This window comes from Dokdonella immobilis (assembly GCF_900115085.1).
In the GTDB taxonomy this organism is placed as follows: Bacteria; Pseudomonadota; Gammaproteobacteria; order Xanthomonadales; family Rhodanobacteraceae; genus Dokdonella; species Dokdonella immobilis.
In genome coordinates this window covers 130,209-156,947 of the sequence record NZ_FOVF01000002.1, presented here as the reverse complement: position 1 = coordinate 156,947, position 26,739 = coordinate 130,209, and the positions used below count along the sequence as shown (strand labels likewise).

Here is a 26,739-nt window from a genome sequence, read left to right as displayed (position 1 = left end):
GGCGCGGATTCGGGTTCAAGCGGTTCTGGAACGGCAGCGGGGGCCATCGAAGTTTAGCAGGCGACCCCGGCCCGCAACCCCCGTGGCCGATTGCCGCGCGACCCGGTGCGCTGCGGCCTGGGGCGATCTCCGGCTAAAATGGCGGGCCATGCGCATCGGATCCTTCCAGATCGACCCACCCGTCGTCCTCGCGCCGATGGCCGGGGTCACCGACAAGCCGTTCCGCCAGTTGTGCAAGCGACTCGGCGCGGGTCTGGCCGTATCCGAAATGACGACGGCTGATCCACGCCTGTGGCACACGGCGAAGTCGCAGCGGCGTGCCGACCATGCCGGCGAGCCCGATCCGATCAGCGTGCAGATCGCCGGCTACGACCCACAGATGCTGGCCGAGGCGGCTCGCTACAACGTCGGTCTCGGTGCGCAGATCATCGACATCAATATGGGCTGCCCGGCGAAAAAGGTCTGCAACGTCTATTCAGGCTCGGCCCTGTTGCAGGACGAAGGGCTCGTCGCCCGCATCGTCGCCGCGGTGGTCAAGGCCGTCGAGGTGCCGGTTACGCTGAAGATCCGCACCGGCTGGAACCGCGACAACCGCAATGGCGTCGCCATCGCGCGCATCGCCGAGGATGCCGGTATCGCCGCCCTGGCCGTGCACGGGCGCACCCGCGCCGACCTTTACCAGGGCGAGGCCGAATACGAGACGATCGCGGCGATCCGTGATGCGATCCGGATTCCGCTGATGGCCAATGGCGACATCGACTCGCCGCAAAAGGCCGCGCAGGTCCTCGCGCGGACCGGCGCCGACGCGGTCATGATCGGACGTGCGGCGCAGGGACGACCATGGATTTTCGGCGAAATCGCGCATTTCCTGCGCACCGGCGAACACCTCGCTGCGCCATCGCCCGCCGCGGTGCGCGACATCCTGATCGGCCATCTCGAAGCGCTGTACGCTTTATACGGCGAACAAGCCGGCGTTCGCATCGCGCGCAAGCATCTCGGCTGGTACGCGAAGGATCGGGCCGAAAACGCCGCATTCCGCACGGTCGTCAATGGCACCGATTGCGCCGCGACCCAAATGCGCCTGACCCGCGACTATTTCGACCGTCTCGCCGAAGGTCAGCCTCTGGCGGCCTGAACCGATCACTCCGCTCGGCCCACCGGCGTGCTCAGGGCAAGGCCTGAAACGGGCACAGATGTGACCAGATCTCCCCGAGTTGCGGCGTCGTATAGTTGTGGGTGCCGACGAACAGGGTGAACCAGAGATCGCTGTAGCGGACCCAGCCGTGGTCCCGGAACCGGTTGTAGTCGCTGATTGCGGAGTTTGCCAATGGGTCGCCGTTGCCGACATGGATGTCGATCGGAATGTGGCGTGGCGCCGCGGCAACGATCGCATCGCACTCGGCAGGACTGCCGCAGGCGAACGAACTCAGCGCACCGGCGCTGACCGCGAAAGCGGCAAACGTGTCGATCGAGACCGGCGCGCCGAAATCGTTGAAGACGATGTCATACATGACATGTCCGCCGGCCGAGAATCCCCAGCCGACGCGTCGGGTCCGGTCGATGTTGTAGGCCGCCTCGGCGTCGGCAATGGCCGCGGCAAAGATGTCGTAGTCGCTTGGATTCGGTGGCGGCGGTGTCCAACCGCCGAGCGCCTCTGTACCGATCGGCGCGATGACGATGAACCCGTTTGCGCTGGCGATCGGAGCCCAGGTGTTGCGTGCCGTCTGCGCCGCGGCATCGCCCTGGCCCGGGCCGGCCTGACCGTGCAGAGCGAGGACCAGCGGCACCGGATGCGCCGGCGAATAGGACGCGGGAACGGAGAGGTACACGGTATGCGTTCCGTATCCGGGGACATTGATCGCCCGCGCAATGCTGCCGGTCGCCCCGCCACTGCCGTTCGAGGGTAGCCGGGTTATGGCCGTTGCCGACTGGAAGCCGTTCACGAACAGCGCATCGGGATGGGCGCAGACCCAGGATGGCAGCACGCCGACATTCATGGCAAACGCTGACTGGCCGAACGCGAGCGCGATCAGCGCAATGACGCGGCGAGCGTTCTCTGGCATCGCGCATCCCGTATCAATGGAAGACATGTACCACCCCCCGTCAGTCGCTCGCGGCCCTCTTCGCCCACCTCTGCCCTCAACATCGGCAAGCGTCGGCAGCGGCGCTCGAACGCGCCGCAAATGGCAGAGCTGTTCGGTCGCTACCGACTCCGGCAGGTGAGCCTGATCAAATCCGTGACCCCTGTTCCATAAGCGTAATTACTCTCGAGATGCGTATCCGGACTTCGTCGATCGATCCAACCATTGACGCTAAGACTGGGTGTTCCTTCGCTTCTTCTCTTCTTTCGCCGCTGCGATCAGGCGCACAGCCTCGGCAATTCGCTCTGTATCGCCACTGAATTCAACATGCTCAGGCGCGATGCCGTCGAAATTCGGGCGCGACGCATAGCTCATCACAACGTCCACGATGGCGCTGGCCTGCCGCGCATCAGCGAGTCCCTTGCTCTGGAAAAGCAGGTTTCCCTCGGAATCGACCAGCTTCGCAAAGTGCAATCCACTTTCGACGTATCGCTTCCATTGTGGCAACGCCTTGGGACTGGAGATTTCGCCTTTCGGGACACGCGCACCGAACGGTTGCTCGCTGCCTAGGCCCACGGCTTCCCGCAAAGCACGAAGCAGGGGCACGCTACGTTCGCGCGCCTTTCGTGCCCCGTCACGGAGAATCGTCTCGATGTCGTGCGGCCGAGCCATGAGATCGTTGTATCGCTCCCTGGACTCTGCGAGCTCGCAGTCAATGCGCTCGAACAGTTTCTGCTTGGCGTCGCCCCAGCCGATACCATCCGCGAATGCCTCACGCATCGACCAGGTTTCGTCCTCAGTAGCGAATGCCTGATAGAGGGCGAACACATTCGATCCCTCGGGATCCTTGGCTTCACCGGGCGCGCGCGAATCAGTGACGATGCCGAGGATGGCCTTCTTCATCTGCTTCGCCGGCAACCACAACGGAATCGTGTTGTTGTAGCTCTTGGACATCTTGCGCCCGTCGAGGCCGGGCAAGGTTGCCACGTTGTCGTCGGTGACCGCTTCCGGCAGGACGAACGGATCGTCCTTTGATCCCGTGACCGCCCGAAAGGCGCCACCGTAGAGATGATTGAAACGCTGGCCAATGTCACGGGCCATCTCGATGTGCTGGACCTGGTCGCGGCCGACCGGGACGCGATGCGCATTGAAGATCAGGATGTCGGCGGCCATCAGCACCGGGTACATGAACAGGCCGGCCGTGACGCCGGCATCGCCGTCCTCATTGTCTGCGACATTGCGATCGACCGCGGCCTTGTAGGCGTGCGCCCGGTTCAACAGCCCCTTCGCGGTGACGCAGGTCAGCAGCCAGGTCAGCTCGGGTATCTCGGGGATATCGGACTGACGATAGAAGAAAGCCCGGTCCGTATCGAGGCCGAGGGCCAGCCAGGTCGCGGCGATCTCGAGGCGCGATTGGGCGATGCGGGCCGGATCCTCGCACTTGATCAGGGCGTGGTAGTCGGCGAGGAAATAGAACGACTCGACGTCGTCGCGGCGGCTGGCCTCGATGGCCGGCCGGATCGCCCCGACGTAGTTGCCGAGGTGCGGGGTGCCGGTCGTGGTGATGCCGGTCAGGGTGCGTATCTTGTCGGTCATTTTCCAGGTCGGGACGGTGAATCAGGTCGCCCAGTCTAGCGAATCCGGGCGCTGCATCCGCTTGGCGCAGCCCTGAGCGGGGCCGCCGCCGACATAAACCGCAGCCAAACAGGTCGGAGCGGACCAACCCCGGCGGCTCCAGGCCCACGTTGAACCCTTCACCCACCCGCAACAGGAGTTGCCCCATGCGTGCCCTGCTCTGTTCTGCCTTGCTTGCCCTGAGCGCCGCCTCGCCGGCCTTTGCCGGCAACCTGCTCGATCTCGACGTGGTCGACCGCGACACCGGAACGACCCTGCGCACCTACATGAGCGACGGTCGCCTGTACGTCGCCGGCAAGCCAGGTCATCGCTACGCCGTGCGCCTGGTCAACCGGACCGGCGGCCGGGTGCTGGCCGTGCTTTCGGTCGATGGTGTCAACGCGGTCAGCGGTGAAACTGCCAACGCCAACCAGAGCGGCTACGTGCTCGGCCCCTGGGAATCGACCGAGATCAACGGCTGGCGCAAGAACCTCAACGAGATCGCCCAGTTCAATTTCACCGCATTGCCGGACAGCTATGCGGCCCAGACCGGGCGCCCGATGAACGTCGGCGTGATCGGCGTGGCCGTGTTCACCGAACGCAGCCAGCGCTGGATCGCCGAGGAGCGTGACAACCGCACGCCGCCGTCCGCTCCGCCGGCTACCCGTCCATGGGCCAAGGATTCCGAATCGGCGGAAGCTGCTGCCGCGAATGAGGCGCCGGCCGCCGGCATGGCCTCGAAGTCGCGCTCGGCCGACGCGATAGCGCAAAGTCAGCCACGGCGCGAGCGGCTTGGCACCGGCCATGGCGAACGCGAATGGTCGCAGGTCGGCACGACGCGCTTCGAACGGGCCAGCGCTCGACCGGCCGAAACCGTGGCGATCTGGTACGACAGCTACCGCAACCTGGCCGCCCGCGGCATCATTCCGCGCCGTCCACTGGCCAGCCGCGAACCGGAGCCGTTTCCGAACGGCTTCGTCCCGGATCCGCCGGGCCGCTATCGCTAAGTCGCCAACGGACCCTGACCGCCCCCGCACGTTGCGGGGGCGGTCGCTCGTGATCAAGCCCGTGCCGCCCACCCCGGCAACGTAGTCAGGCGGAATACGGCAAGGTCTGAAGTCGCAGGAACATGGGTCCTGGCCGCGCATCCGGAGCCGGTCACGAGGTCACTGTATTCGCCCGCCATGGCTCCTGCTCAACGGCACCTCGATGTCGAGCTCGCACCCATCTACAACGGAGCGAATGCGGTTTCCTCGGTGTATATCGGCAACGTGGTCGCAAAACAGACGGCTGCAACCTCCACGACGGCCGGCAACACGATGGAGGTCGATGACCTGACATTCGGCGATACCAACACCCCGCCGACTTGTACGCCGCAATATCCGGCGATTGTGTCGTCCGCTTCGTGCGGCGACGGTTTTTTTGAAGGGCGCCGAAAGGCGCCCTTCTATTTTCCCGGATCGGTTTCCGCCGACACCGATGGTCCGAACCATCCAGCAGCCGTGGGGCCAGTTCCGTGGACCGTCTTTCGGCACCGGCCGCGGCAGACACAAGGCGCGTGGCGTGCCGCCAGGCTTTTCGCCGTCGGCGGCGGGATTCGCGCCGCCGCTGCGAGTCATCCGCAGTTTGTATTCTCCAAGGCGGGTCCGGCACGCGAAACCAGGCCAGGACAGTTCACACGTTGGTGCGACCCTCCCCCCGCCAGAGTGAGTATCCGGGTTGGCTAGGCTGCGTGCAGGAGCGACCGGTCGGCTCCGCGTATACCGGTGGAGCAAGCGGATCCGGGTGCACGCAGATGGCCGGATCAAGCGGGCGGACCTCGCGGAACGGCTTCCGCCACTTGCCCTCGCCTGTCCGTCGATCGGCGCGGACGAACGCTCGAGCGGGGGCCCCGATCTGTCGTTTCGTGAGCCAAACCTCGATAAGCGACGACCGTTTCCGCGACGCTGCGCTTCTATGAATCGCGTGTATCGAGGTCGGTGAGGATGCGGGTATTTCTTCTTTTCGGTGCGTGGCTGGCAGTCGCGCCGGCGGCCATGGCAGCGACCGGGGCAATGACCCTGGATGGATCGGAGCTGTCGCGCTTGGCGCGCTTGTCACCCGGCGCTACGACCACCATCCGGGACTTTCCTGCGGATCCTGGCGTACTGGCCGATTTCGAGTTCAAGCGCATCGATGTCTACGCCCCGGGAACCCGCATCATCGTCGTCGATGCCCACGGTCAACACGAGGTCCCGCGTAGCCAGCGCGTTCACTTGCTCGGCTACAGCAAGGACGGCAGATCACGCGTAGGCCTCTCCTACGATCCTGATCTGCTGAGCGAGCCCTATGGCGCCGGCTCCGGTCCGAGTGGCGCATTTGTCCTGCGCAGCGAACACGTGTCGGGCGGCTGGCGCTTCCATGCCGTCAGTGCCGAGTCTGCCCTGCCGGCGGGTACGACCCCCGAATTCACCGCAAACGAGGATTCCCTGCCGAATCCTGACGCCGCACCGGCAACCCTCGATCATCTCATCGACTTGCAGAGCCCGAGCGGAACATTGCGCAATGCCGTGGTCGCCGTAGACACCGACACGACCTTCATGAGCAAGCGCTTTGCTGGCAACACTACGCAGGCGACGGCCTGGATCGCCGACCTGTTCGCGCAGATGAACGTGATGTACGAGCGCGACCTCGACGTGCACCTGCAGCAGGGAACGACCTTCCTGCGCACGGCATCGGATCCGTTCGCCAATAACGACAGTTCCGCCACTTCGGCCATGCTCAACGAGTTCGGCACCTACTGGCAGAACAACTACAGCAGCGGCAGCGGCACCGTCGGCCGGGCCTTCGCGATGCTGCTCTCGGGCAACTCCTCATCGGGCAATTCGGCCTCGGGGATCGCCTGGGTCAACGCCTACTGCCGGACCAACAGCAGCGGCGGCAGCTACAGCACCAACCAGATATTCACCAATCCGGCGATTGGCGTTGCCTTGAGTGCATTCATCGTCGGCCACGAACTGGGCCACAACTTCGGCGCGTCGCATACGCACTGCACGAATTCGAGCTCGGGAAGCGCGCCGACGGGCTCGAACACCATCGACCAGTGCTATTCGGGCGAGAGCGGGTGCTATTCAGGGCCGGTCAGCTGTCCGACAGGCACGCCTGAGGCGCCGAAAGGCACCGTGATGAGCTACTGCCATGTCAGTAGCGCGAGCTGCGGGCAAAATGTACAGGTCTTCCATCCGACCCACATCACGGTCATCCGCAACCGCGTCGCCGCGAACACCCCGAGTTGCCTGACGACCAGCGTGGATCTGATCTTCGCCAACGGTTTCCAGTAGCCGCGCCGTCGCAGGCCCGACTCAGCCCTCGGCTTCCAGCGAGATCGGCACCGCCGGTGCCGGTTCGACTGCGCCGACCGCGGGATGGATACGGATGACCGAACGGCGTGCCTCGCGGCGACGTGGCTCGCGCGGTACGTCGAGGCGGATGCTGCTGCGTTCGATGACGCGGCGCTCGATCATCTGGCGATCGGCGCGGTGAATGGTCTGCTCGAGGTCCTCGTCGTTCTTGCGCATCGCGAGGCCGTATGAAAACGGTACGGTTTCCTGCGTCGCCAGTGCGCCCTGCAGGCGCGCGGCAAACGATTCGAGCGTAGCCTGGTCGCACTGCCGAAGCAGGATGACGAATTCGTCGCCACCGAGGCGAACGATCGAATCATCCTTGCGCACGATCCGCTCGAGGAAACGGGCCACGCGGACGATGGCCTGGTCACCCGCGCGATGCCCATAGGTATCGTTGTAGCGTTTGAGGTGATCGATGTCGATGACCACGCTGGCCCAGCAGGCACCGGGGCTGGCATCGGCCTGGAAGGCGGCGAGGTGGCGCCGGTTGTAGCAGCCGGTAAGCGGGTCCTTGCGACTTTTCTCAAGCAACCGGTGCTCGTTGCGACTGCGTTCGCTGATGTCGATGGCGCAACACAGCACTTCGCGGCTGCCGTCGGCCAGGGTGCGTATCTGGTTGCGGAATTCCCAGACCAGCTCGCCACCGTCGCGCCTGAGCATATGGACCGCTCCAGAATCGGTGCCGTTGCGACCGACATTGAGCAGGTACTGCGAGAACGCGTCGTGCTGGCGTGGCACAACGAATTCGGAGAGGTTCCTGCCGACGATGGCCTCGACGGGAAGATCGAGGGCGCGGGCGAACGCCGGATTGACCAAGGTCAGCGATCCGTTGAGATCATGGGTAAAGACGATGCCGAGACTCAGGTCGATCAATTCCCGATAGTGGCGCTCGCTCTCCTCGAGGCCGCGCACGAGCTGCAGGCGCGCAGTGACATCGACGACGACGATGAGCCAGACTTCACGCCCGGCGTGACTGATCTTCTGCACATTCAGCTCGACCCAAAGCAGACTGCCATCGGCGCGGCGATGACGAACCAGTCCGCTGACCGGTACGACGTCTTCGCCATGGGAACTTCCTGACGTCGATTGCTGCAGGTTCGAGATGCGCAACCCGCGCAAGTCGCGAAGGGTGAATCCATACAGGTTGGCGACCGCGGAATTGGCCGCGACGATCTCGTGAAATTCGCAATCGACGAGCAGGGTGGGTATCGGTGTCGCGACGAACAGCGATTCTCCGACGACGCCGGCTTCAGCGCATTCGCGATCGGCAAACCCCTGGGCGACGCTTTGCCCGCGGCCGCCGACGGAAGCCCTTCGCATCGACACGAGCACGGCGGCGACCGCAGCGGTCAGCAACAGGGCCAGCAACGGCGGAGCGAAGAGATGGGTGTTGGTGCCGAGGGTGACGACCGCGATCAACGCCAGGATGGAGATCGCCATTGAACGACCGAGCAACGAGCTGCGCTCGGGTGGCTCCAGCAGAGTCACCAGTCGAGGCTGATCGTTTTGCTTGCGAGCGAACATGCGGGTTGCCTGTGCGTGTTTCGTCGTGCGTGCTCCAGAACGGACCCGGGATTCGGGGAGTTCCGGCTTTCGTCCATACCCGCCGGCCGGGAGCGGCTTGCGGATACCCCTCGCAGCAATTAAACCTGCACTGCGGTGGTCGCCGACGCTGGCACCGGCGATGGTCAAGGGCGCTGCACTTGTCCCCATTCAGCAAGCAAGCAACATGCCACGTGGCGGTCCTGGGACAGCGACCCGGGCCGGGCGGTCCATCCGTTGTTCTGCGATGGGGCCGGCAGCGCCTGGGCTTCGGCGAGCCGGCCCGGAGGGAGCGGTCAAGCGCAATGAACGATGGTTGTCACATTCAAGCAGCCAGCGGCGGCAGTACGCCGACAGGATCGACGCCGCGCGGGCTCCGCGCTGTCCGACGTGCCAGCCGGCGCGCGCCTGCGGCGCATCAGTCCCGCATCAGGGTGCTCTTGCCGAACAGGCTCTCGACCAGATCGACCGCCAGCACGGCGGTCTTGTTGTGTTCGTCGAACGCCGGATTGAGTTCCATGATGTCGAGCGAGCCGAGCCCGCCCCGGTCGGCGATCATTTCCATGCACAGCTGTGCTTCACGATAGTTCGGTCCGCCGGGAATGGTAGTGCCGACGCCCGGCGCAATTTCAGGGTCGAGAAAATCGACGTCGAAGCTCACGTGCACATGGGTATTTTCGTCGATGTCGGACAGTGCCTCCTCCATGACGCGTTTCATGCCGATTTCGTCGATGTAGCGCATGTCGTAGATATCGAGCCCGGCGTCGCGGACCAGCTTCTTCTCGCCGGTATCGACCGAACGGATGCCGATCTGCCGGACGCAGTCCGGAGAGATGGCCGGCGCCGTTCCGCCAAGCTCGGTCAGCTCAGGCGGCCCCAAGCCGCAAAGACAGGCTACGGGCATGCCGTGGATGTTGCCGGAGGGCGTCACTGAACTGGTGTTGTAGTCGGCATGCGCGTCGAGCCAGAGAACCAGCAGCCGCTTCTTGGTCGCCTGGCAATGCCGGGCAACGGCCGTGATCGAACCGATCGCCAGGCAATGGTCGCCACCGAGCAGCACAGGCAGATGGCCCTGGCCGAGTTCGGCGGCGACGGCCTCCATCACCGAACGATTCCACGCCACCACTTCGGCCAGATGTCGATAGCCATCGACCGGGCCGGTCCACGGATTCATCGGACCGCCCAGGTTGCCACGATCGACGACCCTGATTCCGCGCTGGGTCAGCGCCTGGCCGATTCCTGCCACGCGCAGCGCCTCGGGTCCCATCGAGGCACCACGATGCCCGGCACCGATGTCGGTGGGTGCGCCGATAAGGGAAACCTGGGTAGTGCGCTGCATGGTCTGAATGTCCTCGCTCGGGGTGCGCAGGATAACGCTCCGCGCCCGCGCAGGCCAAATGAGGCTGCGCGCAAACAACGCGCACGGAAATACAGGATGGGGCGAAAGCGCGGTGCCCGACTGCGGTTTCAGTGTGTCCGCTTGATGGGCGGCGAGGGGCCGCAGCCGCGAGCGAGCGCGTCGATCAGGCGTTCGAAAAGTGGCGCCAGCGCGGACAGGGTTGCGTCGATGGAAGCGACGTTCCGCCGGGCCACATCGAGATGGCGCAGCGCTTCGAGGCCCTCATCGACCTGGCTCGCCAGCGCGCCGATTTCCTCGTAGCCATAGGAGGCCGCGGAGCCCGCGATGCGATGCACGACGCGCTGCAGGCTCTCGAGCCTGACCGGATCGGAAGCCTCCGCGCGCAGTGACTGCCAAGCCAGCTCCACGCTGGCGCGCTTGATCGGCAGTGAGGCCTGGTAGCGTGCGCCGAGTTCGGCCAGTCGGCTATCGACTCCGTTCATGGCAGCTTCTCCTCCACGTCGCCTCCACGGCTCGGAACTTCGGACCCAGCCTAGCGCAGAAAGGACGGACCCAGGCCGGCGTAACGAAGTTTGACGAATCCATGCGCGGTGGCGCTGGCGCGACCCCTGCAGCGTGCTAAGTTGGCGCTCCGAACCGGAGGGAACACCACATGAGCGACCTGACTTCGAAGGTTTTTGAACAACTGGATCAATCGCATATTGAATCGATTGCCCACCAGCTCGGGATTGATCCGGCCCAGGCCAGCAATGCCGTACAGCAGGCCCTGCCCCTGCTGATGGGCGGGCTGGCGCGCAACGCGAGTTCGCCGCAGGGCGCCAGCGCCCTGCACACCGCGCTCGAGCGGGACCATGCGGGCGTCGACATCGGCGGCCTGCTGGGCTCGGTGCTGGGTGGTGGCGGCAGCGGTGGTGGCATCGGGGACGTGCTCGGCTCGGTGCTTGGCGGCGGCAATGGCGGCAGTGGCATGGGGGGCGCGATCCTCGGCCATATCTTCGGCGGCCGGCGCGAACAGGCCGCGCAGGGACTTGGCCAGACCAGCGGCCTCGGCAACCAGGGCGCCTCGCAACTGCTGGCAATGCTCGCACCCCTGGTCATGGCGGCGCTCGGCAACATGACCCGCAAGCAGGGTCTCGATGCAAACGGACTCAGCGGCATGCTCGGCCAGGAGCACAACCGCCTGCAGCAAGGCAGCGTCGGCGGCCTGCTCAGTGGCGTGCTCGACGCCGATGGCGACGGCGAAGTCAGCATGGGTGAAATGCTGCAGGCCGGCGCCGGGTTGCTCGGGGCATTCAACAAGCGCTGAGTTCACCCAGGGCTGCGCCTGGCTGCGATGCCAGGCGCTGCTCCGGAGCAACACGGACGGGTCGGGACCTTCCTGGCCACGCGGGGGCGGGCGTCGATTTCGGGAAAATCGCGCAGCACGCGCGACCGACGTGCCGCGGTGTCCCTTCAGTCCTCGCGGGTAACCCGCAATACTTCCTCGGTCGTGGTCAGGCCGGCCATGCACTTGCGCCAACCGTCTTCGAGGATGCTCGGCGCGCGACTGCGGGCATGGCGTTCGAGTTCGGCCTCGGAGGCGCCTTCGTGGATCAGTCGGCGCATCGTCTCGTCGACCGGGACGAGTTCGTAGATGCCGGTGCGGCCCTTGTAGCCGGCATGACGATTGCCGGCGTCGGCGCGCGGCCGGTACAGGGTGACGACCGCATCGGCAGGCTGGCCGAATGCGGCCAGTTCGGCCGGCGTGGCCTGGTAGGCCTCGCGCAGGGCCGGGTCGAGCGCGCGCACGAGACGCTGGGCGAGCACGCCGACCAGGCTCGAGGAAAGCAGGAATGGTTCGACCCCCATGTCGCGCAGGCGCGCGACCGCGCCGACCGCGGAATTGGTATGCAGGGTCGACAGCACGAGATGGCCGGTCAGCGAGGCCTGCACGGCCGTCTCGGCGGTGTCGAGATCGCGGATCTCGCCGACCATGACCACGTCCGGATCCTGGCGCAGGATCGCGCGCAGACCGCGCGCGAATGTCATGTCGACGCGCGTGTTGACCTGGGTCTGGCCGATGCCGTCGATGTAGTACTCGATCGGATCCTCGACGGTCATGATGTTGCGCGAGGAATCATTGAGCTTGAGCAGCGCGCCGTACAGCGTGGTGGTCTTGCCCGATCCGGTCGGGCCGGTCACGAGCAGGATCCCGTGCGGGCGCGCGATCATCGACTCGAGGCGGGTGCGCGAATCGGTGTCCATGCCGAGCTGGGCGAGATCGAGGCGTCCGGCCTGCTTGTCGAGAAGACGCAGCACGACACGTTCGCCATGACCGGCCGGAATCGTCGACACACGTACGTCGACCGGACGGCCGGCGATGCGCAGGCCGATGCGACCGTCCTGCGGCAGGCGCTTCTCGGCGATGTCGAGCTTGGCCATGACCTTGATGCGACTGACCACGGCATTGGCGATGCCCTTCTGCGGCGCCAGTACTTCTCGCAGCACGCCGTCGATGCGGAAGCGCACGACGAGGCGGCTCTCGAACGGTTCGACGTGGATGTCCGAGGCGCCTTCCTTGACCGCCTCGGTCAGCAGCGCGTTGATCAGGCGGATGATCGGCGCATCGTCCTCGCTTTCGAGCAGGTCCTCGGGCTCGGGCAGCTCATCGGCCAGGGTCTTCAGGTCGAGCCGCTCGTCGAGATCGGAGACCATCGCGCGCGCATCGTCGCCCTGTTCGTAGAGGTCACGCAGGAGCCGCTCGAAGGCGACCGGCTCGTAAGGCGTCAGGTGCAGTTCGACGCCGAGATGGCGGCGTAGTTCGGCCAGCACTTCGGGACGCACGCCCTGGCGACAGGCGATCTCGGCCGAATCGGCATGCCAGGCGGTCAGGGTGGCGCCATGGCGCCGCGCGAAGCCGAAGCCGGGCCGCGCCGGGCGCGTCTCGGCGCGTACCGTCTCGCTCATCGCTGACCCTGGCCTGCCGGCTTGTCGGTGCTCGCGCCGAGCGCGGGATCCCGCAGGAAATCGTGCGTTTCGGGCAGCAGCGGGCGTTCGCTGCGCGGCGTCAACGGCGCGGCATCCTCGCGCAGGCGCAGCTGTTCGGTGCGCATGTAGTTGTACTTCTCGGTCGAGACGGCCTGCTCGGTGGCCGCATCGCGCAGGATCTGCGGGCGCATGAAGATCATGAGGTCGCGCTTCTCGTTCTTGTTCGAGCGATAGCGGAACAGGTTGCCGATCAGCGGAATGCTGCCGAGGCCCGGCACCTTGCTGTTCGTGTCGCTGACGTTGCTGTCGAGGAGACCGCCGAGCACGAGCAGGGCGCGATCCGACACCAGCGCACTCGTCGTCAACTCGCGTTTGTTGGTGACGAGATCGACCGCACCCGTGACCGGTGGGGCCAGCGACGAGATCTCCTGATGCAGTTCCAGGCGCACGGCGTCGCCTTCGTTGACGTGCGGCGTGACCTTGAGAACGATGCCGACGTCCTTGCGCTCGATGGTCTGGAACGGATTGGTCACCTGGCCGTTCTGGCCGCTGCTGGCCGTATTCGTGTACGAGCCGGTCAGGAAAGGAACCTCCTGGGCGACCTTGATCTCGGCTTCCTGGTTGTCGAGGGTGAGGATCGACGGTGTCGACAGGATGTTGGTCTTGCCGTCGCCACGCAGGGCGCGCACGAGGGCACCGAGGTTGAGGATCTCCTTGTCCGTGCCCGGGATCTTGATCGTGCCGTCGACATAGCCGAGCGAGAGGCCGCCGAGACCGGACAGGCCGAGCGGATTGGTCGCCAGTCCGGTCAGGCTCGAGTTGCCGTTCGGTCCGGGGAAGTTGGTGCCGCCGATGATGCCCTGGCCGATGTTGTCGCCATCGGTCTGCGGCGCCGTGAACCATTGCACGCCGATTTCGCTCGCGGTCGAGTCGGCGACTTCGGCGATGATCGCCTCGATCAGCACCTGGGCGCGGCGCACATCGAGCTGGCGCACGACCGAGGCCAGCGAGCGGAACACGGCCGGCGGTGCACTGATGATCAGCGAGTTGGTCTGCTCATGGGCCTGGATGGTCGCCGTCGAGGCACTGGCAGGTCCGGCCGCTTCACCGGGCTTGGCCGCCGTCGGTGGAGCGATCCCGGTCAGGGTCGCGGCCACGCCCTGCAGGATCGGCACGAGATCCTTGGCATTGGCGTTGCGCAGGTAGATGACCTGGGTGTCGCCGCCGTTTTCGAGCGGTGTGTCGAGGTGCGCGATCAGCGCACGCAACTTGAGGCGGGCGTTCTTGGCCCCGGCCAGCAGGATCGAGTTGGTTCGCGTATCGGCGAACACGCGGGGCGCCTCGGCATTCGCCTGGGCCGCCTTGTCCTCGGCCAGCGAGGTCAGCGTGCGCGCCATCTCGGCGGCATTCGCATGGGCCAGCGGAATCACTTCGACTTCGGCGTCGGAGACGGTATCGATGCGGTGGATGATGTTGACCAGGCGGGTGACGTTGCCGGCCCGATCGGAAATGACCAGCGAGTTCGACGAGGCATGCGCGATCAACTGGCCGCCCTGCGGCATCAGCGGGCGCAGGATCTGGATCAGCTCGTTGGCCGAGACGTGCTTGACCGGAACGATCTGGGTGATCAGTTCGTCGGCGGAATGCTCGCGGTCGCCATTGAGCGCCGCCGAGCCATCCTGCTGGGCCATCGCCTCGGGCACGATCTTGATCATGCTGCCCTGCTCGATCGCGGCATAACCGTGCACGCGCAGCACCGAGAGGAACACGTCGTAGATCTCGTCCGGCTTCATCGGCTTGGCCGAAATGACCGTGACCTTGCCCTGCACGTTCGGACCCAGAATGAAGTTCTTGCCGGTGATCTCGGAGACCGTGGCGATCAGCGCCTGGATGTCGGCATCCTTGAGGTTCAGCGTATGCCGGCCGTCGGCATTCGCCGACACCGCGGACTGCGGGCTCTGCGCATGCGTACTCATTGCCAGCAGGCACGCTGCCGTGAAGACCATTCGGAACAGGCATGCATGCTTCATCGATCTGGACTCTCGCTAAGGTTTTTGCGGACGTGCGCCATCATCGCGACACACGCCAATGCGTTGATTCCCCGCCATCCCCGGCAGCCCCGTGATGACGGCCGTCCAAGCGTAGCAAAGCGCGCCAGTGAGTGGGTTGTTTCAATCCCATATGGCGGCAGTCCACCATCCACCGCCACCCTCCTTCCGAATCCCGAATCCCCAATCCCCAATCCCGGCTCTAACGCAACTGCACATTGATTTCGGTCGGCAGCCCATCGCGGGTGACCGTGACGCGCACGCTGTTGGCGTCGCGCAGGCTTTCGAGGATCTGCTGGCCGCGCGCGACCGAATCGACCGGCACGCCGTTGACGGCGGTCACGATGTCGCTGGGACGCAGGCCCAGCCGACCCAGCAGGGCGGCATCGCCATTCATGGCGGAGACACGCACGCCGGCGATGCGGCCATCGTCGATGACCGGGTCGACGCGGACGTTCTTGGCCAGTTCGGCCGGACTGCCGCCGACCTTGTCCATGGCCTGCTGCCAGTTGAGCGAGCCCTGCGGTACGTTGATCGGTGCAAAGTTCGTGATCGTACCGGGCTTCGGAGCAGGTGCAGTGTTGCGCAGCGGCGCGCCGCCGCGCTGGTCCGGCGGAATTGGCGCGACCCGGCCCGACTGCTCGTCCCGGCTCAGGGTCAGCACCTCCTGGACGCCGTCGTGGAGCAGGACTACGCGATCGGCGTAGACCTCGTCGACGCTGACGCCGATCGAGATCTGTTCGCCGGCGCGCCAGGCCCGTTCGACGCCCTGGGCGTCGGCGATCACGGCAATGCCCTGATGCGGATCGGCGTCGGCCAGGGTTCCGCGCAGGCTCAGGTCCAGGGTCGTCGCCGGTGCATTGCCCTGCGCACGCGGGCGCTGCGGCGCATTGCCGAACAGATGCCATTTGGAAATCGAAATGGCCGGCCGGTCGCCGACCGTGACCACGGCCTGGCCCGGCACGCCGGCCAGCCCCTCGTCGCGCGGGACCAGCATCCAGAACGTCCTCGCCAGCAACCAGACCAGCAGCAAGGCCAGCACGAAGGTGCAGATCAGCGCCGACCGCTCGGACCAGCGGTCACGATCGGCCCCGGTCAATCCGGTCCCTTTCAGGCGACTCAGCATCGGCACGATTTCCATGACAGGCAACGAGGCGGACTCTAGCAAATCGACCCATGCAACAGGCCCAGGACGTCATCGCGCGGTAAGCCCGGCCCGCTCAGGGGCCGGTCCGGACCCTGCTCAGTGGCGGCCGAAAAAGCTGGCAATGCGATTGAAGAAACCCTGCTTCTTGTGCAGGCCGGCACTCGGCTCCGGCGCGGACGTGCTGGCCGGATTCTCGGCGTGCGGGCCGCGTTCGCGGCGCGGCTTGCGCTCGGCCTTCTTGCCCTCGGCGCGAGCCTGGCCCGATTGCGATTCCGGAATTGACGGGGTTGCCGCTTCGACGGTGCCATTGCCGCTGCCGTTGCGATTGCGACCCCGACCACCGCGACGACGACGCTTCTTGGGCGTGTCCGCAGCCTGGGCTGGTGCTGGCGCTGGTGCTTCCTGTGCCGCGGCTTCGCGGGCCGGTGCGCTGGCAACCCGAGGTTCGCCGCGTGGCGATTCGCGACCGGGACGACGTTCGCCGTCGCGACCGCGGACCGGCCGGCCCGAAGTGCGCGGCCCGCCCTGTCGTGGCTTCTGTTCCTTCGGCGGTGCGCCGGCCGTATTGCGCAGATCATCCGCGGCATTGGCCGCGGCGTCTTCCTCCGAATACGCCGGCCGCTCGCGCACGCGCGGCGGCGGCACCACGAGCATTTCGGGATCCACCGTGGCGGTCGGGATCTTCTGCTCGATATAGGCTTCGATGTCGGGCAAACCCATGGCATAACGGTCACAGGCGAAGCTGATCGCATCGCCCTCGGCGCCGAGGCGTGCGGTGCGGCCGATGCGATGCACGTAGTCCTCGGCGTCCTGCGGCAGGTCGAAATTGAACACGTGCGAAACCGCCGGGATATGCAAGCCGCGCGCGGCCACGTCGGTGGCCACGAGAATTTCGATGTCGCCCTTCTGGAATCGCGCCAGCAGGCGTTCACGCTTGGCCTGCGGCACGTCGCCCGAGAGCGTGGCCACGCGATGGCCGTGGCGCTCGAGGGCGCGGGTGACACGCTCGGCCATGACCTTGGTGTTGATGAAGACGATGCTGCGGTGCTCCTGGACCTTGTCGAGCAGGTTCAGCAACAGCGGGATCTTCTCTTCGTTGGCCGGGAAGTAGACGACCTGGCGGACCCGGGATGCCGTGACCGACTCGGTTTCCGCAGTCACCTTCTCGGGACTGTTCATGTGCTCGTAGGCGAGTTCGAGGACCCGATGGCTGAGCGTCGCGGAAAACAGCATGCCCTGGCGCTGCTCGCGGGGCGGCATCCTTCGCATCAGGAAGCGCACGTCCTTGATGAAGCCAAGGTCGAACATGCGGTCGGCCTCGTCGAGCACGCAGACGTCGACGGCGCGGAACGAGACCACGTGCTGCTTGAGGTAGTCGATGATCCGTCCCGGCGTGGCGATGACGATGTCGACGCCCTCCTTGAGCATTTCACGCTGCTTGTCGTAATCGACGCCACCGTAGACCAGGGCCGAGGTCAACCCGGTATGCCGGCCGATATTGCGGAAATCCTTCTCGATCTGGATCGCCAGCTCGCGGGTCGGCGCGAGGATCACTGCGCGCGGATCGCCCGACTTGCGCTCGACCAGGGCCGGGCGGGTCAGCAGGCGGTTGAGCACGGCGACGAGGAAGGCGGCGGTCTTGCCGGTGCCGGTCTGGGCCTGGCCGGCGATATCGCTGCCCTTGAGGGCAATCGGCAGGGTCAGCGCCTGGATCGGCGTGCAGCGCACGAAGCCGGTGTCGTTGAGTCCGGCCAGCAGGCTCGGATGCAGGTCGAAGCTCTCAAAAACGGTGTCGGTAAGCGGTTGTTGGTGTGACATTCAGTGGGTATCTCGTCAAGGCGCAGTGCTTTGGACTGCGGATCAGGCGCCCTGGCGGCAGCAATCTCGCGACGATCGGGAAGCCTTCGTCCCACTCCGGAATACCGCTCGCGGAAGTGCAGGAATGCCTGCAGAACCCCGCGAATGGCCGGTGAAAGTGCGAACGGCGAGTCTCGCGAATCGAAATTGCTGCCGCCAAGGCTCCTTGTGCGGAACCGATCCGCCCCCAACTTGCGCAGGGCAGCCGATTGGGCTGAAATGGACCGGAATGGGCGCAGGCTCATGATGCAGTCCACGCCGTCAAGCCGGGCAATTGTAGCGGAACGCGCTTCCGTACGCTTGAAAGCGGCATGTTCCTTAACCATATTTTTCCTGGAGGTTCCGCGTGAGCCAGCAAATCGCCCACGTCAGCGACGAACAGTTCGATGCTGAAGTCCTGCAATCAACCGAACCGGTCTTGGTCGACTTCTGGGCCGAGTGGTGCGGCCCGTGCAAGATGATCGCCCCGATCCTCGACGAGCTCGCCGCCACCTACGACGGCCGCCTCAAGGTCGCCAAGATCAACATCGACCACAACCAGAAGACCCCGCGCAACTACAATGTGCGCGGCATCCCGACCCTGATGATCTTCAAGGACGGCAAGGTCGAGGCGACCCAGATCGGCGCCGTCAGCAAGACCCAGCTGACCCAGCTGATCGATAGTGCGATTGCGTGAACGGCCGGGATTCGGGATTCGAGATTGGGGATTCGCAACAGCTGAATGAGGCAGCCGAGAGGTATGGGTTTGCCGCGCTGGTGACCTGAAATATGCGGAGCCCCCAGAATTGCGAGGCTTGCGTTTACGAATCCCGAATCCCGAATCTCGAATCCCGCCGCTCCATTCCAATCCCGAATCCCCAATCCCCAATCCCTGCTTAAAAGCTAGACGCCCGCAATTCGCGGTGCTAAGTTAACCATGGTGATCAGGAGCGCAGCCGCTCCGCCTTCCGCAGCACCCCCCGGAATCCCTTTTTTCTCCTACGGCACCCAAGAGGTCCGTCCGTGTCCGATATCGATAATCCAGAAAGTGGCGAATCCGCCACGCCTCAAACTCGTCCGGAGCCGCGCCAGCGGCAGCCGCGGGCGCCGCGTGCCGCCAAGGCCGAGAGCAAGTCCGGCGACGCCGACTCGGCGTCCGAGCCCTCGCCGCCGCGCTCGGAGAAGCCTGCCGCCGTCGCCGACGGCAATCGCCAGGACGACAGCGCTTCCGACAACCGCTCGATCTCCGAGCGATTCTCGAATGACCGTGCCGACAGCAACGCCGAGAACGGCAACCAGGGTGGCGGCGAATCATCCGGCGCCAACGCCGAAGGCTCCAACCAGGACGGCGGCAACGCCGGTCAGCGCCAGGGCGGCAACCAGCCGCAGCGAAACCAGCAGCAGGGCCAGCAGCGCCAGGGCCCGCGCGGACGACGCGACCGTGACCGCAACCGCGGCGGCGGTGGCGGCGCCAACCGCCAGCAGAACCATGCCCATCGCGGCCTGCCCCGGGATGACGAGGAATACGATCCGAGCCGCGACAACGGCCCGTTGATCGACCTCAACGAGCTCAAGCGCAAGAACGCCAACGACCTGATCGCCCTGGCCGAGACCCTCGGCATCCAGGAGGGCGTGGCCCGTGCACGCAAGCAGGATGTGATCTTCAACATCCTCAAGGCGCACGCCAAGGCCGGCGGCGGCATCTATGGCGAGGGCGTGCTCGAGATCCTGCAGGACGGCTTTGGCTTCCTGCGCGGCCCCGACCAGTCCTACCTGGCCGGACCCGACGATATCTACGTTTCGCCTTCGCAGACGCGTCGCTTCAACCTGCGCACCGGCGACTACATCGCCGGTCGCATCCGCCCTCCCAAGGAAGGCGAGCGCTACTTCGCCCTGCTCAAGGTCGACCACATCAACGGCGAACCACCGGAGGCCTCCAAGAACAAGGCCCTGTTCGAGAACCTGACCGCGCTGTTCCCGCGCAAGTCGTTCCGTCTCGAACGCGGCAACGGTTCGACCGAGGACATCACCGGTCGCATCCTCGACCTGGTCGCGCCGATCGGTCGTGGCCAGCGTGGCCTGATCGTCTCGCAGCCCAAGGCCGGCAAGACGATGATGCTGCAGAACGTCGCCCAGGCAATCGTGCACAACCACCCGGACGTGCACCTGATCATCCTGCTGATCGACGAGCGCCCCGAGGAAGTCACCGAAATGCAGCGCAGCGTGCGCGCCGAGGTGATCAGCTCGACCTTCGACGAACCGGCCACGCGCCATGTGCAGGTGGCCGAGATGGTCATCGAGCGGGCCAAGCGCCTGGTCGAGCACAAGAAGGACGTGGTCATCCTGCTCGACTCGATCACCCGCCTCGCGCGCGCCTACAACACGGTGATTCCGTCCTCGGGCAAGGTCCTGACCGGTGGTGTCGACGCCAATGCCCTGCAGCGGCCGAAGCGCTTCTTCGGCGCCGCGCGCAACCTCGAGGAAGGTGGTTCGCTGACCATCATCGCCACCGCTCTCGTCGAGACCGGTTCGAAGATGGACGAGGTCATCTACGAGGAGTTCAAGGGCACCGGCAACATGGAAGTGCACCTGAGCCGGCGTATCTCCGAAAAGCGCGTCTATCCGGCCATCGACATCAACCGTTCCGGCACGCGTCGCGAGGAACTGCTGATCGAGCCGGACATGCTGCAGAAGATCTGGATTCTCAGAAAGCTGCTGCATCCAATGGACGAGCTTGCGGCCATGGAATTCATGCTCGACAAGATGAAGAACACCAAGTCCAACGACGAGTTCTTCAATTCGATGAAGCGTGGCTGATCATTGCGCCTTGGTCGAAGCGAGGGGCCGCCGTGAGGCGGCCTTTTGCTTTCGGGGACTGACAACGAGAAGCAGCGCCCGGCGCTTCAGGGCTTTGCTCAGCGGCGCGAGTACGGATTGCGATCGGTACTTGTTGGCCGGATCGAGTAACGCTTGTAGTGCCACTGATACTGGTTCGGCGCAATGCGCACGCACTGTTCGACACCTTTGTTCAGCGCCGTGCATGCGGCCTTGAGGTCGGTGTCGGCGATGCGCGGCGGCGCGGCTTGCAGGTGGATGCGGAATCCGGCGCCGCGAGGCAGGCGTTCGGCGAAGGCGAACAGGACCGTGGCGCCGGTGCGTTCGGCCAGGCGCGGCAGCAGGACCATGGTCAATGCCTCGATGCCGAAGAACGGCGCGAACTCGCCATCGCCCTGCCTGGGCTGCTGGTCGGGCAGGATGCCGACCACGCCGCCCGCGGCGAGCCGGCGGTAGAGCGTGCGCACCCCGGCTCCTTCGGCCCGCACCTGCTCGATACGGCTGGAACCGCGGGCCTTGATCAGCAAGGGCTCGAGGTCCGCGTTGCGCGGTGGCCGATAGACGATCGCCAGCGGCGTGCGCGCCGCCAGCCAGTAGCTCAACAGTTCCCAGCAACCGAGGTGCGGCGCGGCGATCAGGATGCCGTTGCCGCTGGCCAGAGCCTGTTCGAAAAGGTCTCCGCCGCGCACTTCGCGGACCAGCTCGAGCGCACGTTGCGGTCTGGCGCACCAGATCCGGGCGACTTCGAGGGCCGACTTGCCGGCCTCGCGCAGCACCGCGCGCGCATCGATGGGACCGAGATCGGCCTCGGGCCGTGCTTCGAGCAGGGTCACGTTGATTTCGGTGATGCGCCGTTCGCGCAGGCGCGCCCACCAGGCGAAATCACCGACCAGGCTGCCGAGCCCGTGGAGGACGCGCAGGGGCAGGAACCCGGCCAGCCAGAGCAGTGCATAGAGCAGTCGGATCGGCCAGGTCATTGCGCCAGATGCAGGTAAGGGGATATCCCGATTCTAGCGGCTTCGCCGTGTTTGACCGACCGCGCCGGCAAAGGCGAGCATGTGACCGCCCTGCAACGGAGCCCGACATGATCGCCCTGATCCAGCGCGTCAGTGAAGCCAGCGTCAGCGTCGATGGCGAGACCGTCGGCCGAATTGGTCCGGGCCTGCTGGCCTTCGTCGCGGTCGAGCGCGGCGATGGCGAGGCCCAGGTGCGGCGAATGCTCGATCGCCTGCTCGGCTACCGGGTGTTCGCCGACGACCAGGGGCGCATGAACCGCTCGCTGCGGGAGGTCGCCGGCGAACTGCTGCTGGTCTCGCAGTTCACCCTCGCTGCCGACACGCGCAGCGGCATGCGGGCTGGATTCAGTGGCGCGGCCAGCCCCGCGGAGGGTGAACGGCTGTTCTCTCGCCTCGTCGATCTGGCACGATCCGAGCATGGGAAGGTGGAAACGGGGCGCTTCCGTACCCATATGAAAGTCCAGCTCGTCAATGACGGCCCGGTCACCTTTCATTTGCGGGTGGCCCCGGACTGACCGTTCGTTGTTGGGCAGTCGGACGATCAACTCAATATTTTCAATAACTTGGGTCGCCCTTGACGGGCCGCCTATACTTCCGAGTCTTTGTTTAAGGCACAGCAGAACCTACATGGCGACCGAGCACATCCAGGAGCAGAAGACCACCGACATCAAGATGCTCATCACCAAGGGCAAGGAGCAGGGCTACCTGACCTATGCCGAGGTGAATGACCATCTGCCCGATGACATCGTCGATCCCGAGCAGATCGAAGACATCATCGGCATGATCAACGACATGGGCATCGAGGTGCACGAGATCGCGCCCGATACCGAGACCTTGCGCGCGACCTCGACCGGCTCGGCCGCCGACGACGACACCGCGACCGAGGAAGCGGTGGCCGTGCTCTCGGCCGTCGATGCCGAAGTCGGACGCACGACCGACCCGGTGCGCATGTACATGCGTGAGATGGGCACGGTCGAACTGCTCACCCGCGAGGGCGAAATCGCCATCGCCAAGCGCATCGAGGAAGGCCTCAACCAGGTCCAGGCCGCGCTGGCCAGCTTCCCGTGGTCGATCCAGTTGCTGGTCGAGGAGTACGACCAGTTCACCGAGGGCAAGAAGCGCATGTCCGAGGTCGTCACCGGCTTCCTCGACATCGAAGTGCCGACCGCCGAGGAGATCGCGGCGGCCGCGGCCAAGGAAGCCGAGGATTCGGACAGCGACAGCGACGGCGACGACGATGACGATGCCGAGGGCGGCGACGAGGAGTCGACACCGGTCGATACCGGGCCGGACCCGGTTGAAGTGGCCCGGCGCATGGAAGAACTGCGCAGCGGCTACGCCAAGTTCCAGAAGCTGTCGGAAAAGCACGGCCTCGGCGACAAGCGCGCGCTCAAGCTGCGCGACCAGATCGCAGAGGAATTCCTCAAGCTCAAGCTGCCGGCCGTGCTGATCGATGCGCTGGTACGCAAGCTGCGCGAGGTGGTCAGCAACATCCGTCACCACGAGCGCCTGATCATGGACGTCTGCATCAAGCAGGCGAAGATGCCGCGCAAGGAATTCCTCAAGGTCTTCCCGTCCAACGAGACCAATCTCGAGTGGGCCGACGAACTGATGAAGAAGCGCCAGAAATGGTCGCCGGCCGTGAAGACGCACAAGGACGCCCTGATCGGCGAGCAGCACAAGCTGGTCTCGATCGAGAATACGTTGTTCCTTAGCGTCGCCGACATCAAGGAAATCAACCGCGCGATGTCGATCGGCGAGGCCAAGGCACGCCGGGCCAAGAAGGAAATGGTCGAGGCCAACCTGCGCCTGGTCATCTCGATCGCCAAGAAGTACACCAACCGCGGCCTGCAGTTCCTCGACCTGATCCAGGAAGGCAACATCGGCCTGATGAAGGCGGTCGACAAGTTCGAATACCGCCGCGGCTACAAGTTCTCGACCTACGCGACCTGGTGGATTCGCCAGGCGATCACGCGCTCGATCGCCGACCAGGCGCGAACGATCCGCATCCCGGTGCACATGATCGAGACGATCAACAAGCTCAATCGCATCAGCCGCCAGATGCTCCAGGAAATGGGCCGCGAACCGACCCCCGAAGAGCTGGCTGTCAAGATGGAGATGCCCGAGGACAAGATCCGCAAGGTGCTGAAGATCGCCAAGGAACCGATCTCGATGGAAACGCCGATCGGCGACGACGAGGATTCGCATCTCGGCGACTTCATCGAGGATCTCTCGATCGTCTCGCCGATCGAGTCCTCGACCAACATCGGCCTGATGGAGACCGTACACGACGTGCTCGGCGGACTGACCCCGCGCGAAGCCAAGGTCCTGCGCATGCGCTTCGGCATCGACATGAACACCGACCACACCCTCGAGGAAGTCGGCAAGCAGTTCGACGTCACGCGCGAACGCATTCGCCAGATCGAAGCCAAGGCCCTGCGCAAGCTGCGCCACCCCAGTCGTTCGGAACAGCTGCGCTCATTCCTCGACCTGGAATAGGCGCGGGGGACGGATACGGCGAAAACGGCCGCGCTTGCGGCCTTTTTCGTTCTTGCGCGCAGTGCGGCGCGGCGCGAATCGGCCACACGCCAGGCAGATGCCCCCGTTTACGCCGACGCAGGAAGGCGAAATGATCGTCGCGTTGCGCGCAACCTTCGTTATAGAATCCACGCACGGGCCTATAGCTCAATTGGTTAGAGCAGGGGACTCATCGAACAGGTGCCGCCGCGCCGTAATGCGTGGACGGGATCGGGATGAATTCAGGGAAACCTCAGCGGCGCGTATTGCGTGGCCGGTGGCAACCCTGAGCCAAGCTGGCGGTACACCGTCGGAAGGTGCAGAGACTACCTGAGGGCTGCAGCGCCCTTGATCACAGGCTCGAGCGTCCCGCACCCCACTCGTCTCGGCGAAGGGTGAAGAGATAGTCCGCGCCGATCGGAAACGATCGGAACAAGCGAATCCCTTGGTTCCAGGTTCGAGTCCTGGTGGGCCCACCACTTTGAAGTTCTGGCCAGTCCGACGAAGCGCGCAAGCCGGCTGAAAATGTACGCATACGGCGTACAAGCATCTCGGCGGTATCCGGCTGATGACATTCGGCTCGCTCGCACGCATGCACAGCGAAACCAGGATCCGCCGGGCAAAGTCCAGATCGCCCGTCTCCGGCGTCGCCGATACCAAGCACATGCATATCGATTTGCGTCCGGCGGGCTCTACGCCATGGCGCGCACGCATCCTTCGGGATGAGGTGCCCGGACTCAGGCCCGTCCTCATCAAGCCCAGGTTGGCCCATGCACCGAGATCCCCTTGGGCGCGTTTGCAATGGAACTCCTCTCACCGAAGAGAGGAGCAGGATGTTGCAGGCCTGGGCCGACCATCGAGACGGGTTGGGCGCGTGGTTGGTTGCGCGATCGCTTCCTGCCCAGAACGGACATCAGGATTTTCTACTTGCCCATCCTCAGCGCGGTTCGTCCGAGCGCCTGAAGCGCCGCTTCAACCCGAGTCGTCAAGGGATGGCCAAAGTTGATGCGCACGCAGGAACCGAACCCGGGTGAAGTGGAGAACATCGGGCCTGGCGCAATGCTGATGCCTGCCTGCATTGCCTTTCGGTGAAGGAGAAGCGCATCGATGGCGCCGGGCAGCACGATCCACAGGAAGTAGCCGCCTGCAGGACGGCTTACTTTCGTGCCGGAAGGAAAGTGCTGGCTGATTGCCTCGATGTATTGATCGCGATTCCTTTGCAGATCGAGTCGCAGAGCCCGCAAGTGCCGTTCAAGACTGCCCCGTTCGAGGTAGCGCGCGATGCCCAGTTGCGCCGGGATGGAGGTGGCCAGCGACGTCGTGAGCTTCTGGTAGGTCACCTCTCGCAGGAAGCGGCCGGGGCTTACCCACCCGACGCGATACCCGGGCGCCAGCGTCTTGGAAAACGAGCTGCAATGCATGACCCAGCCTTCGCCATCGAATCGCTTGGTAGGGGCCGGCCTGTGACTCCCGCAATACAGCTCGCCGTATACGTCGTCCTCCACCATCGGCAGTCGATGGCGCGTGATCAACTCGACCAGCGCTTGCTTTTTCGCCTCGGGCATCGAACTTCCGAGCGGGTTCTGGAAGTTCGTCATCACCCAGCATGCCTTTGGACGATGGCGAAGAATTGCGGCTTCGAGCGCGTCCACGTCGATTCCTGTGCGCGGATCGGTCGCGACTTCGACGGCATGCAGGCCGAGCCGTTCCAGTGCCTGCAGGCAGGCGTAGAAGCAGGGTGACTCGACCAGCACAGCATCGCCGGCCTTGCAGACCGCACTCAGGCACAGGTTGAGTGCCTCCATCGCACCGTTGGTAATGACGATTTGATCCGGTCCGACCTGTACGCCGTCGATGAGGTAGCGCAGCGCGATCTGCTGGCGAAGCGCCTGACTGCCAAGAGTCAGATTGTCCACCGTTGTCCATGGGTCCAGTCTGGAAATGGCGACCGAGGTGGCGCGACCGAGGCGGTCGAACGGGAATAGAAGTGGGCTGGGAAAGGCGGATCCCAAGGGCACGACGTCGCGTGACATCGTCGACTCCAGGATCCCAAGGACCAGCTCGCTGATGACGACCGGCCGCGCCTCTCCATCGGGCCTGGAAACCGATTCCGGTTCGGGCGGCAGCCTTGCCACTCCAGCGGCAACATAGTGGCCGGAGCGGTCTTTCGAGCGGACCAGGCCCTTGGCCTCGAGCAGGTAGTACGCCTCGAAGATGGTGGCCGGACTTACGTGCCGGCTGATGCTGGCCTGCCGGACGGACGGCAATTTGTCGCCAGGCTTGAGTGTCCCGTTCTGGATCGAGGCAGCAATGTCGGCCGCGAGGGCTTCGTAGCGTTTCATGGGCGGGCGCTGGGTTAACTGATCTGGTTTTTCCCACAAGAACTGATCCGG

Annotated in this window: 19 protein-coding genes; 8 read left to right on the top strand and 11 right to left on the bottom strand. The window is 65.1% G+C overall.

Features of this window, described 5'->3' with window-relative positions; all coding sequences use genetic code 11:
• Positions 1–148 precede the first annotated feature (148 nt).
• On the top strand, positions 149–1,135 hold the full coding sequence (dusB, locus tag BM125_RS01980) for a tRNA dihydrouridine synthase DusB (protein ID WP_092404344.1): 987 nt from the start codon (positions 149–151) through the stop codon (positions 1,133–1,135).
• Positions 1,136–1,166: 31 nt separating this feature from the next.
• Here the strand turns inward: dusB and BM125_RS01975 are convergent, their stop codons facing one another.
• On the bottom strand, positions 1,167–2,063 hold the full coding sequence (locus tag BM125_RS01975; RefSeq protein ID WP_092404342.1) for an alpha/beta hydrolase family protein: 897 nt from the start codon (positions 2,061–2,063) through the stop codon (positions 1,167–1,169).
• Positions 2,064–2,312: 249 nt separating this feature from the next.
• Complete coding sequence (locus BM125_RS01970; RefSeq protein WP_092404340.1) at positions 2,313–3,677, bottom strand: tryptophan--tRNA ligase; 1,365 nt, start codon at positions 3,675–3,677, stop codon at positions 2,313–2,315.
• 185 nt (positions 3,678–3,862) lie between these two features.
• Here BM125_RS01970 and BM125_RS01965 point away from each other — a divergent pair, with 185 nt between their 5' ends.
• On the top strand, positions 3,863–4,702 hold the full coding sequence (locus BM125_RS01965; RefSeq protein WP_092404338.1) for a hypothetical protein: 840 nt from the start codon (positions 3,863–3,865) through the stop codon (positions 4,700–4,702).
• 1,077 nt (positions 4,703–5,779) lie between these two features.
• The gene (locus BM125_RS01960) at positions 5,780–7,015 is read left to right on the top strand and encodes a M12 family metallo-peptidase (RefSeq protein ID WP_175497862.1); all 1,236 of its coding nucleotides are present in this window, start codon (positions 5,780–5,782) and stop codon (positions 7,013–7,015) included.
• A 21-nt stretch (positions 7,016–7,036) separates the two neighbouring features.
• Here BM125_RS01960 and BM125_RS01955 read toward each other — a convergent pair whose 3' ends face one another.
• The 3 genes from BM125_RS01955 to BM125_RS01945 all read right to left on the bottom strand — a co-directional run bounded on the left by BM125_RS01955 (position 7,037) and on the right by BM125_RS01945 (position 10,462).
• Positions 7,037–8,602, bottom strand: a complete 1,566-nt coding sequence (locus BM125_RS01955) for a sensor domain-containing diguanylate cyclase (protein ID WP_175497861.1) — start codon at positions 8,600–8,602, stop codon at positions 7,037–7,039.
• A 436-nt stretch (positions 8,603–9,038) separates the two neighbouring features.
• Positions 9,039–9,959 carry an arginase gene (gene rocF, locus BM125_RS01950; RefSeq protein ID WP_092404639.1) on the bottom strand — a complete coding sequence of 307 codons (921 nt, stop codon included), beginning with the start codon at positions 9,957–9,959 and terminating at the stop codon, positions 9,039–9,041.
• A gap of 128 nt (positions 9,960–10,087) precedes the next feature.
• On the bottom strand, positions 10,088–10,462 hold the full coding sequence (locus BM125_RS01945) for an Hpt domain-containing protein (protein ID WP_092404332.1): 375 nt from the start codon (positions 10,460–10,462) through the stop codon (positions 10,088–10,090).
• Between the two features lie 170 nt (positions 10,463–10,632).
• Here BM125_RS01945 and BM125_RS01940 point away from each other — a divergent pair, with 170 nt between their 5' ends.
• A complete protein-coding gene (locus BM125_RS01940) occupies positions 10,633–11,286 on the top strand; it encodes a DUF937 domain-containing protein (protein ID WP_092404330.1) in 654 nt (217 codons plus the stop codon).
• A 146-nt stretch (positions 11,287–11,432) separates the two neighbouring features.
• Here the strand turns inward: BM125_RS01940 and gspE are convergent, their stop codons facing one another.
• From gspE to rhlB, 4 genes are all read right to left on the bottom strand, one after another.
• Entirely contained in the window at positions 11,433–12,926 is a 1,494-nt protein-coding gene (gene gspE, locus BM125_RS01935; RefSeq protein ID WP_092404328.1) for a type II secretion system ATPase GspE, read from the bottom strand.
• The gene (gene gspD / locus BM125_RS01930) at positions 12,923–14,977 is read right to left on the bottom strand and encodes a type II secretion system secretin GspD (protein ID WP_092404326.1); all 2,055 of its coding nucleotides are present in this window, start codon (positions 14,975–14,977) and stop codon (positions 12,923–12,925) included. The genes gspE and gspD overlap by 4 nt, the downstream gene beginning before the upstream one ends.
• A 220-nt stretch (positions 14,978–15,197) precedes the next feature.
• A complete protein-coding gene (locus tag BM125_RS01925) occupies positions 15,198–16,121 on the bottom strand; it encodes a type II secretion system protein N (RefSeq protein WP_175497860.1) in 924 nt (307 codons plus the stop codon).
• A gap of 117 nt (positions 16,122–16,238) precedes the next feature.
• Complete coding sequence (gene rhlB, locus BM125_RS01920; RefSeq protein ID WP_092404322.1) at positions 16,239–17,960, bottom strand: ATP-dependent RNA helicase RhlB; 1,722 nt, start codon at positions 17,958–17,960, stop codon at positions 16,239–16,241.
• Between the two features lie 385 nt (positions 17,961–18,345).
• Here rhlB and trxA point away from each other — a divergent pair, with 385 nt between their 5' ends.
• Both trxA and rho read left to right on the top strand, forming a co-directional pair.
• The gene (gene trxA, locus BM125_RS01915) at positions 18,346–18,675 is read left to right on the top strand and encodes a thioredoxin TrxA (RefSeq protein WP_092404320.1); all 330 of its coding nucleotides are present in this window, start codon (positions 18,346–18,348) and stop codon (positions 18,673–18,675) included.
• Positions 18,676–19,001: 326 nt separating this feature from the next.
• Entirely contained in the window at positions 19,002–20,795 is a 1,794-nt protein-coding gene (gene rho, locus BM125_RS01910) for a transcription termination factor Rho (RefSeq protein WP_139224819.1), read from the top strand.
• Between the two features lie 98 nt (positions 20,796–20,893).
• Here the strand turns inward: rho and BM125_RS01905 are convergent, their stop codons facing one another.
• Positions 20,894–21,790, bottom strand: coding sequence for an LpxL/LpxP family acyltransferase (locus BM125_RS01905; protein ID WP_092404318.1), 897 nt, complete (start codon positions 21,788–21,790; stop codon positions 20,894–20,896).
• A 107-nt stretch (positions 21,791–21,897) separates the two neighbouring features.
• Here BM125_RS01905 and dtd point away from each other — a divergent pair, with 107 nt between their 5' ends.
• Both dtd and rpoD read left to right on the top strand, forming a co-directional pair.
• A complete protein-coding gene (gene dtd / locus BM125_RS01900; RefSeq protein ID WP_092404316.1) occupies positions 21,898–22,344 on the top strand; it encodes a D-aminoacyl-tRNA deacylase in 447 nt (148 codons plus the stop codon).
• A 112-nt stretch (positions 22,345–22,456) separates the two neighbouring features.
• Positions 22,457–24,328, top strand: a complete 1,872-nt coding sequence (gene rpoD, locus BM125_RS01895) for an RNA polymerase sigma factor RpoD (protein WP_092404314.1) — start codon at positions 22,457–22,459, stop codon at positions 24,326–24,328.
• Positions 24,329–25,269: 941 nt separating this feature from the next.
• On the opposite strand, the gene BM125_RS01890 is transcribed toward rpoD, so the two are convergent.
• A complete protein-coding gene (locus BM125_RS01890) occupies positions 25,270–26,688 on the bottom strand; it encodes an aminotransferase-like domain-containing protein (protein ID WP_092404312.1) in 1,419 nt (472 codons plus the stop codon).
• Between the last annotated feature and the right edge of the window lie 51 nt (positions 26,689–26,739).

Excerpts from the sequence above, each read along its gene's own strand:
- BM125_RS01970 (WP_092404340.1), bottom strand. The coding sequence starts at position 3,677 with ATGACCGACAAGATACGCACCCTGACCGGCATCACCACGACCGGCACC.
- BM125_RS01940 (WP_092404330.1), top strand. The coding sequence starts at position 10,633 with ATGAGCGACCTGACTTCGAAGGTTTTTGAACAACTGGATCAATCGCAT.
- BM125_RS01975 (WP_092404342.1), bottom strand. The coding sequence starts at position 2,063 with ATGCCAGAGAACGCTCGCCGCGTCATTGCGCTGATCGCGCTCGCGTTC.
- BM125_RS01945 (WP_092404332.1), bottom strand. The coding sequence starts at position 10,462 with ATGAACGGAGTCGATAGCCGACTGGCCGAACTCGGCGCACGCTACCAG.
- dusB (WP_092404344.1), top strand. The coding sequence starts at position 149 with ATGCGCATCGGATCCTTCCAGATCGACCCACCCGTCGTCCTCGCGCCG.
- BM125_RS01890 (WP_092404312.1), bottom strand. The coding sequence starts at position 26,688 with ATGAAACGCTACGAAGCCCTCGCGGCCGACATTGCTGCCTCGATCCAG.
- gspE (WP_092404328.1), bottom strand. The coding sequence starts at position 12,926 with ATGAGCGAGACGGTACGCGCCGAGACGCGCCCGGCGCGGCCCGGCTTC.
- BM125_RS01925 (WP_175497860.1), bottom strand. The coding sequence starts at position 16,121 with ATGCTGAGTCGCCTGAAAGGGACCGGATTGACCGGGGCCGATCGTGAC.
- BM125_RS01905 (WP_092404318.1), bottom strand. The coding sequence starts at position 21,790 with ATGACCTGGCCGATCCGACTGCTCTATGCACTGCTCTGGCTGGCCGGG.
- BM125_RS01965 (WP_092404338.1), top strand. The coding sequence starts at position 3,863 with ATGCGTGCCCTGCTCTGTTCTGCCTTGCTTGCCCTGAGCGCCGCCTCG.
- gspD (WP_092404326.1), bottom strand. The coding sequence starts at position 14,977 with ATGAAGCATGCATGCCTGTTCCGAATGGTCTTCACGGCAGCGTGCCTG.
- dtd (WP_092404316.1), top strand. The coding sequence starts at position 21,898 with ATGATCGCCCTGATCCAGCGCGTCAGTGAAGCCAGCGTCAGCGTCGAT.
- BM125_RS01955 (WP_175497861.1), bottom strand. The coding sequence starts at position 8,602 with ATGTTCGCTCGCAAGCAAAACGATCAGCCTCGACTGGTGACTCTGCTG.
- rhlB (WP_092404322.1), bottom strand. The coding sequence starts at position 17,960 with ATGTCACACCAACAACCGCTTACCGACACCGTTTTTGAGAGCTTCGAC.
- rocF (WP_092404639.1), bottom strand. The coding sequence starts at position 9,959 with ATGCAGCGCACTACCCAGGTTTCCCTTATCGGCGCACCCACCGACATC.
- rpoD (WP_092404314.1), top strand. The coding sequence starts at position 22,457 with ATGGCGACCGAGCACATCCAGGAGCAGAAGACCACCGACATCAAGATG.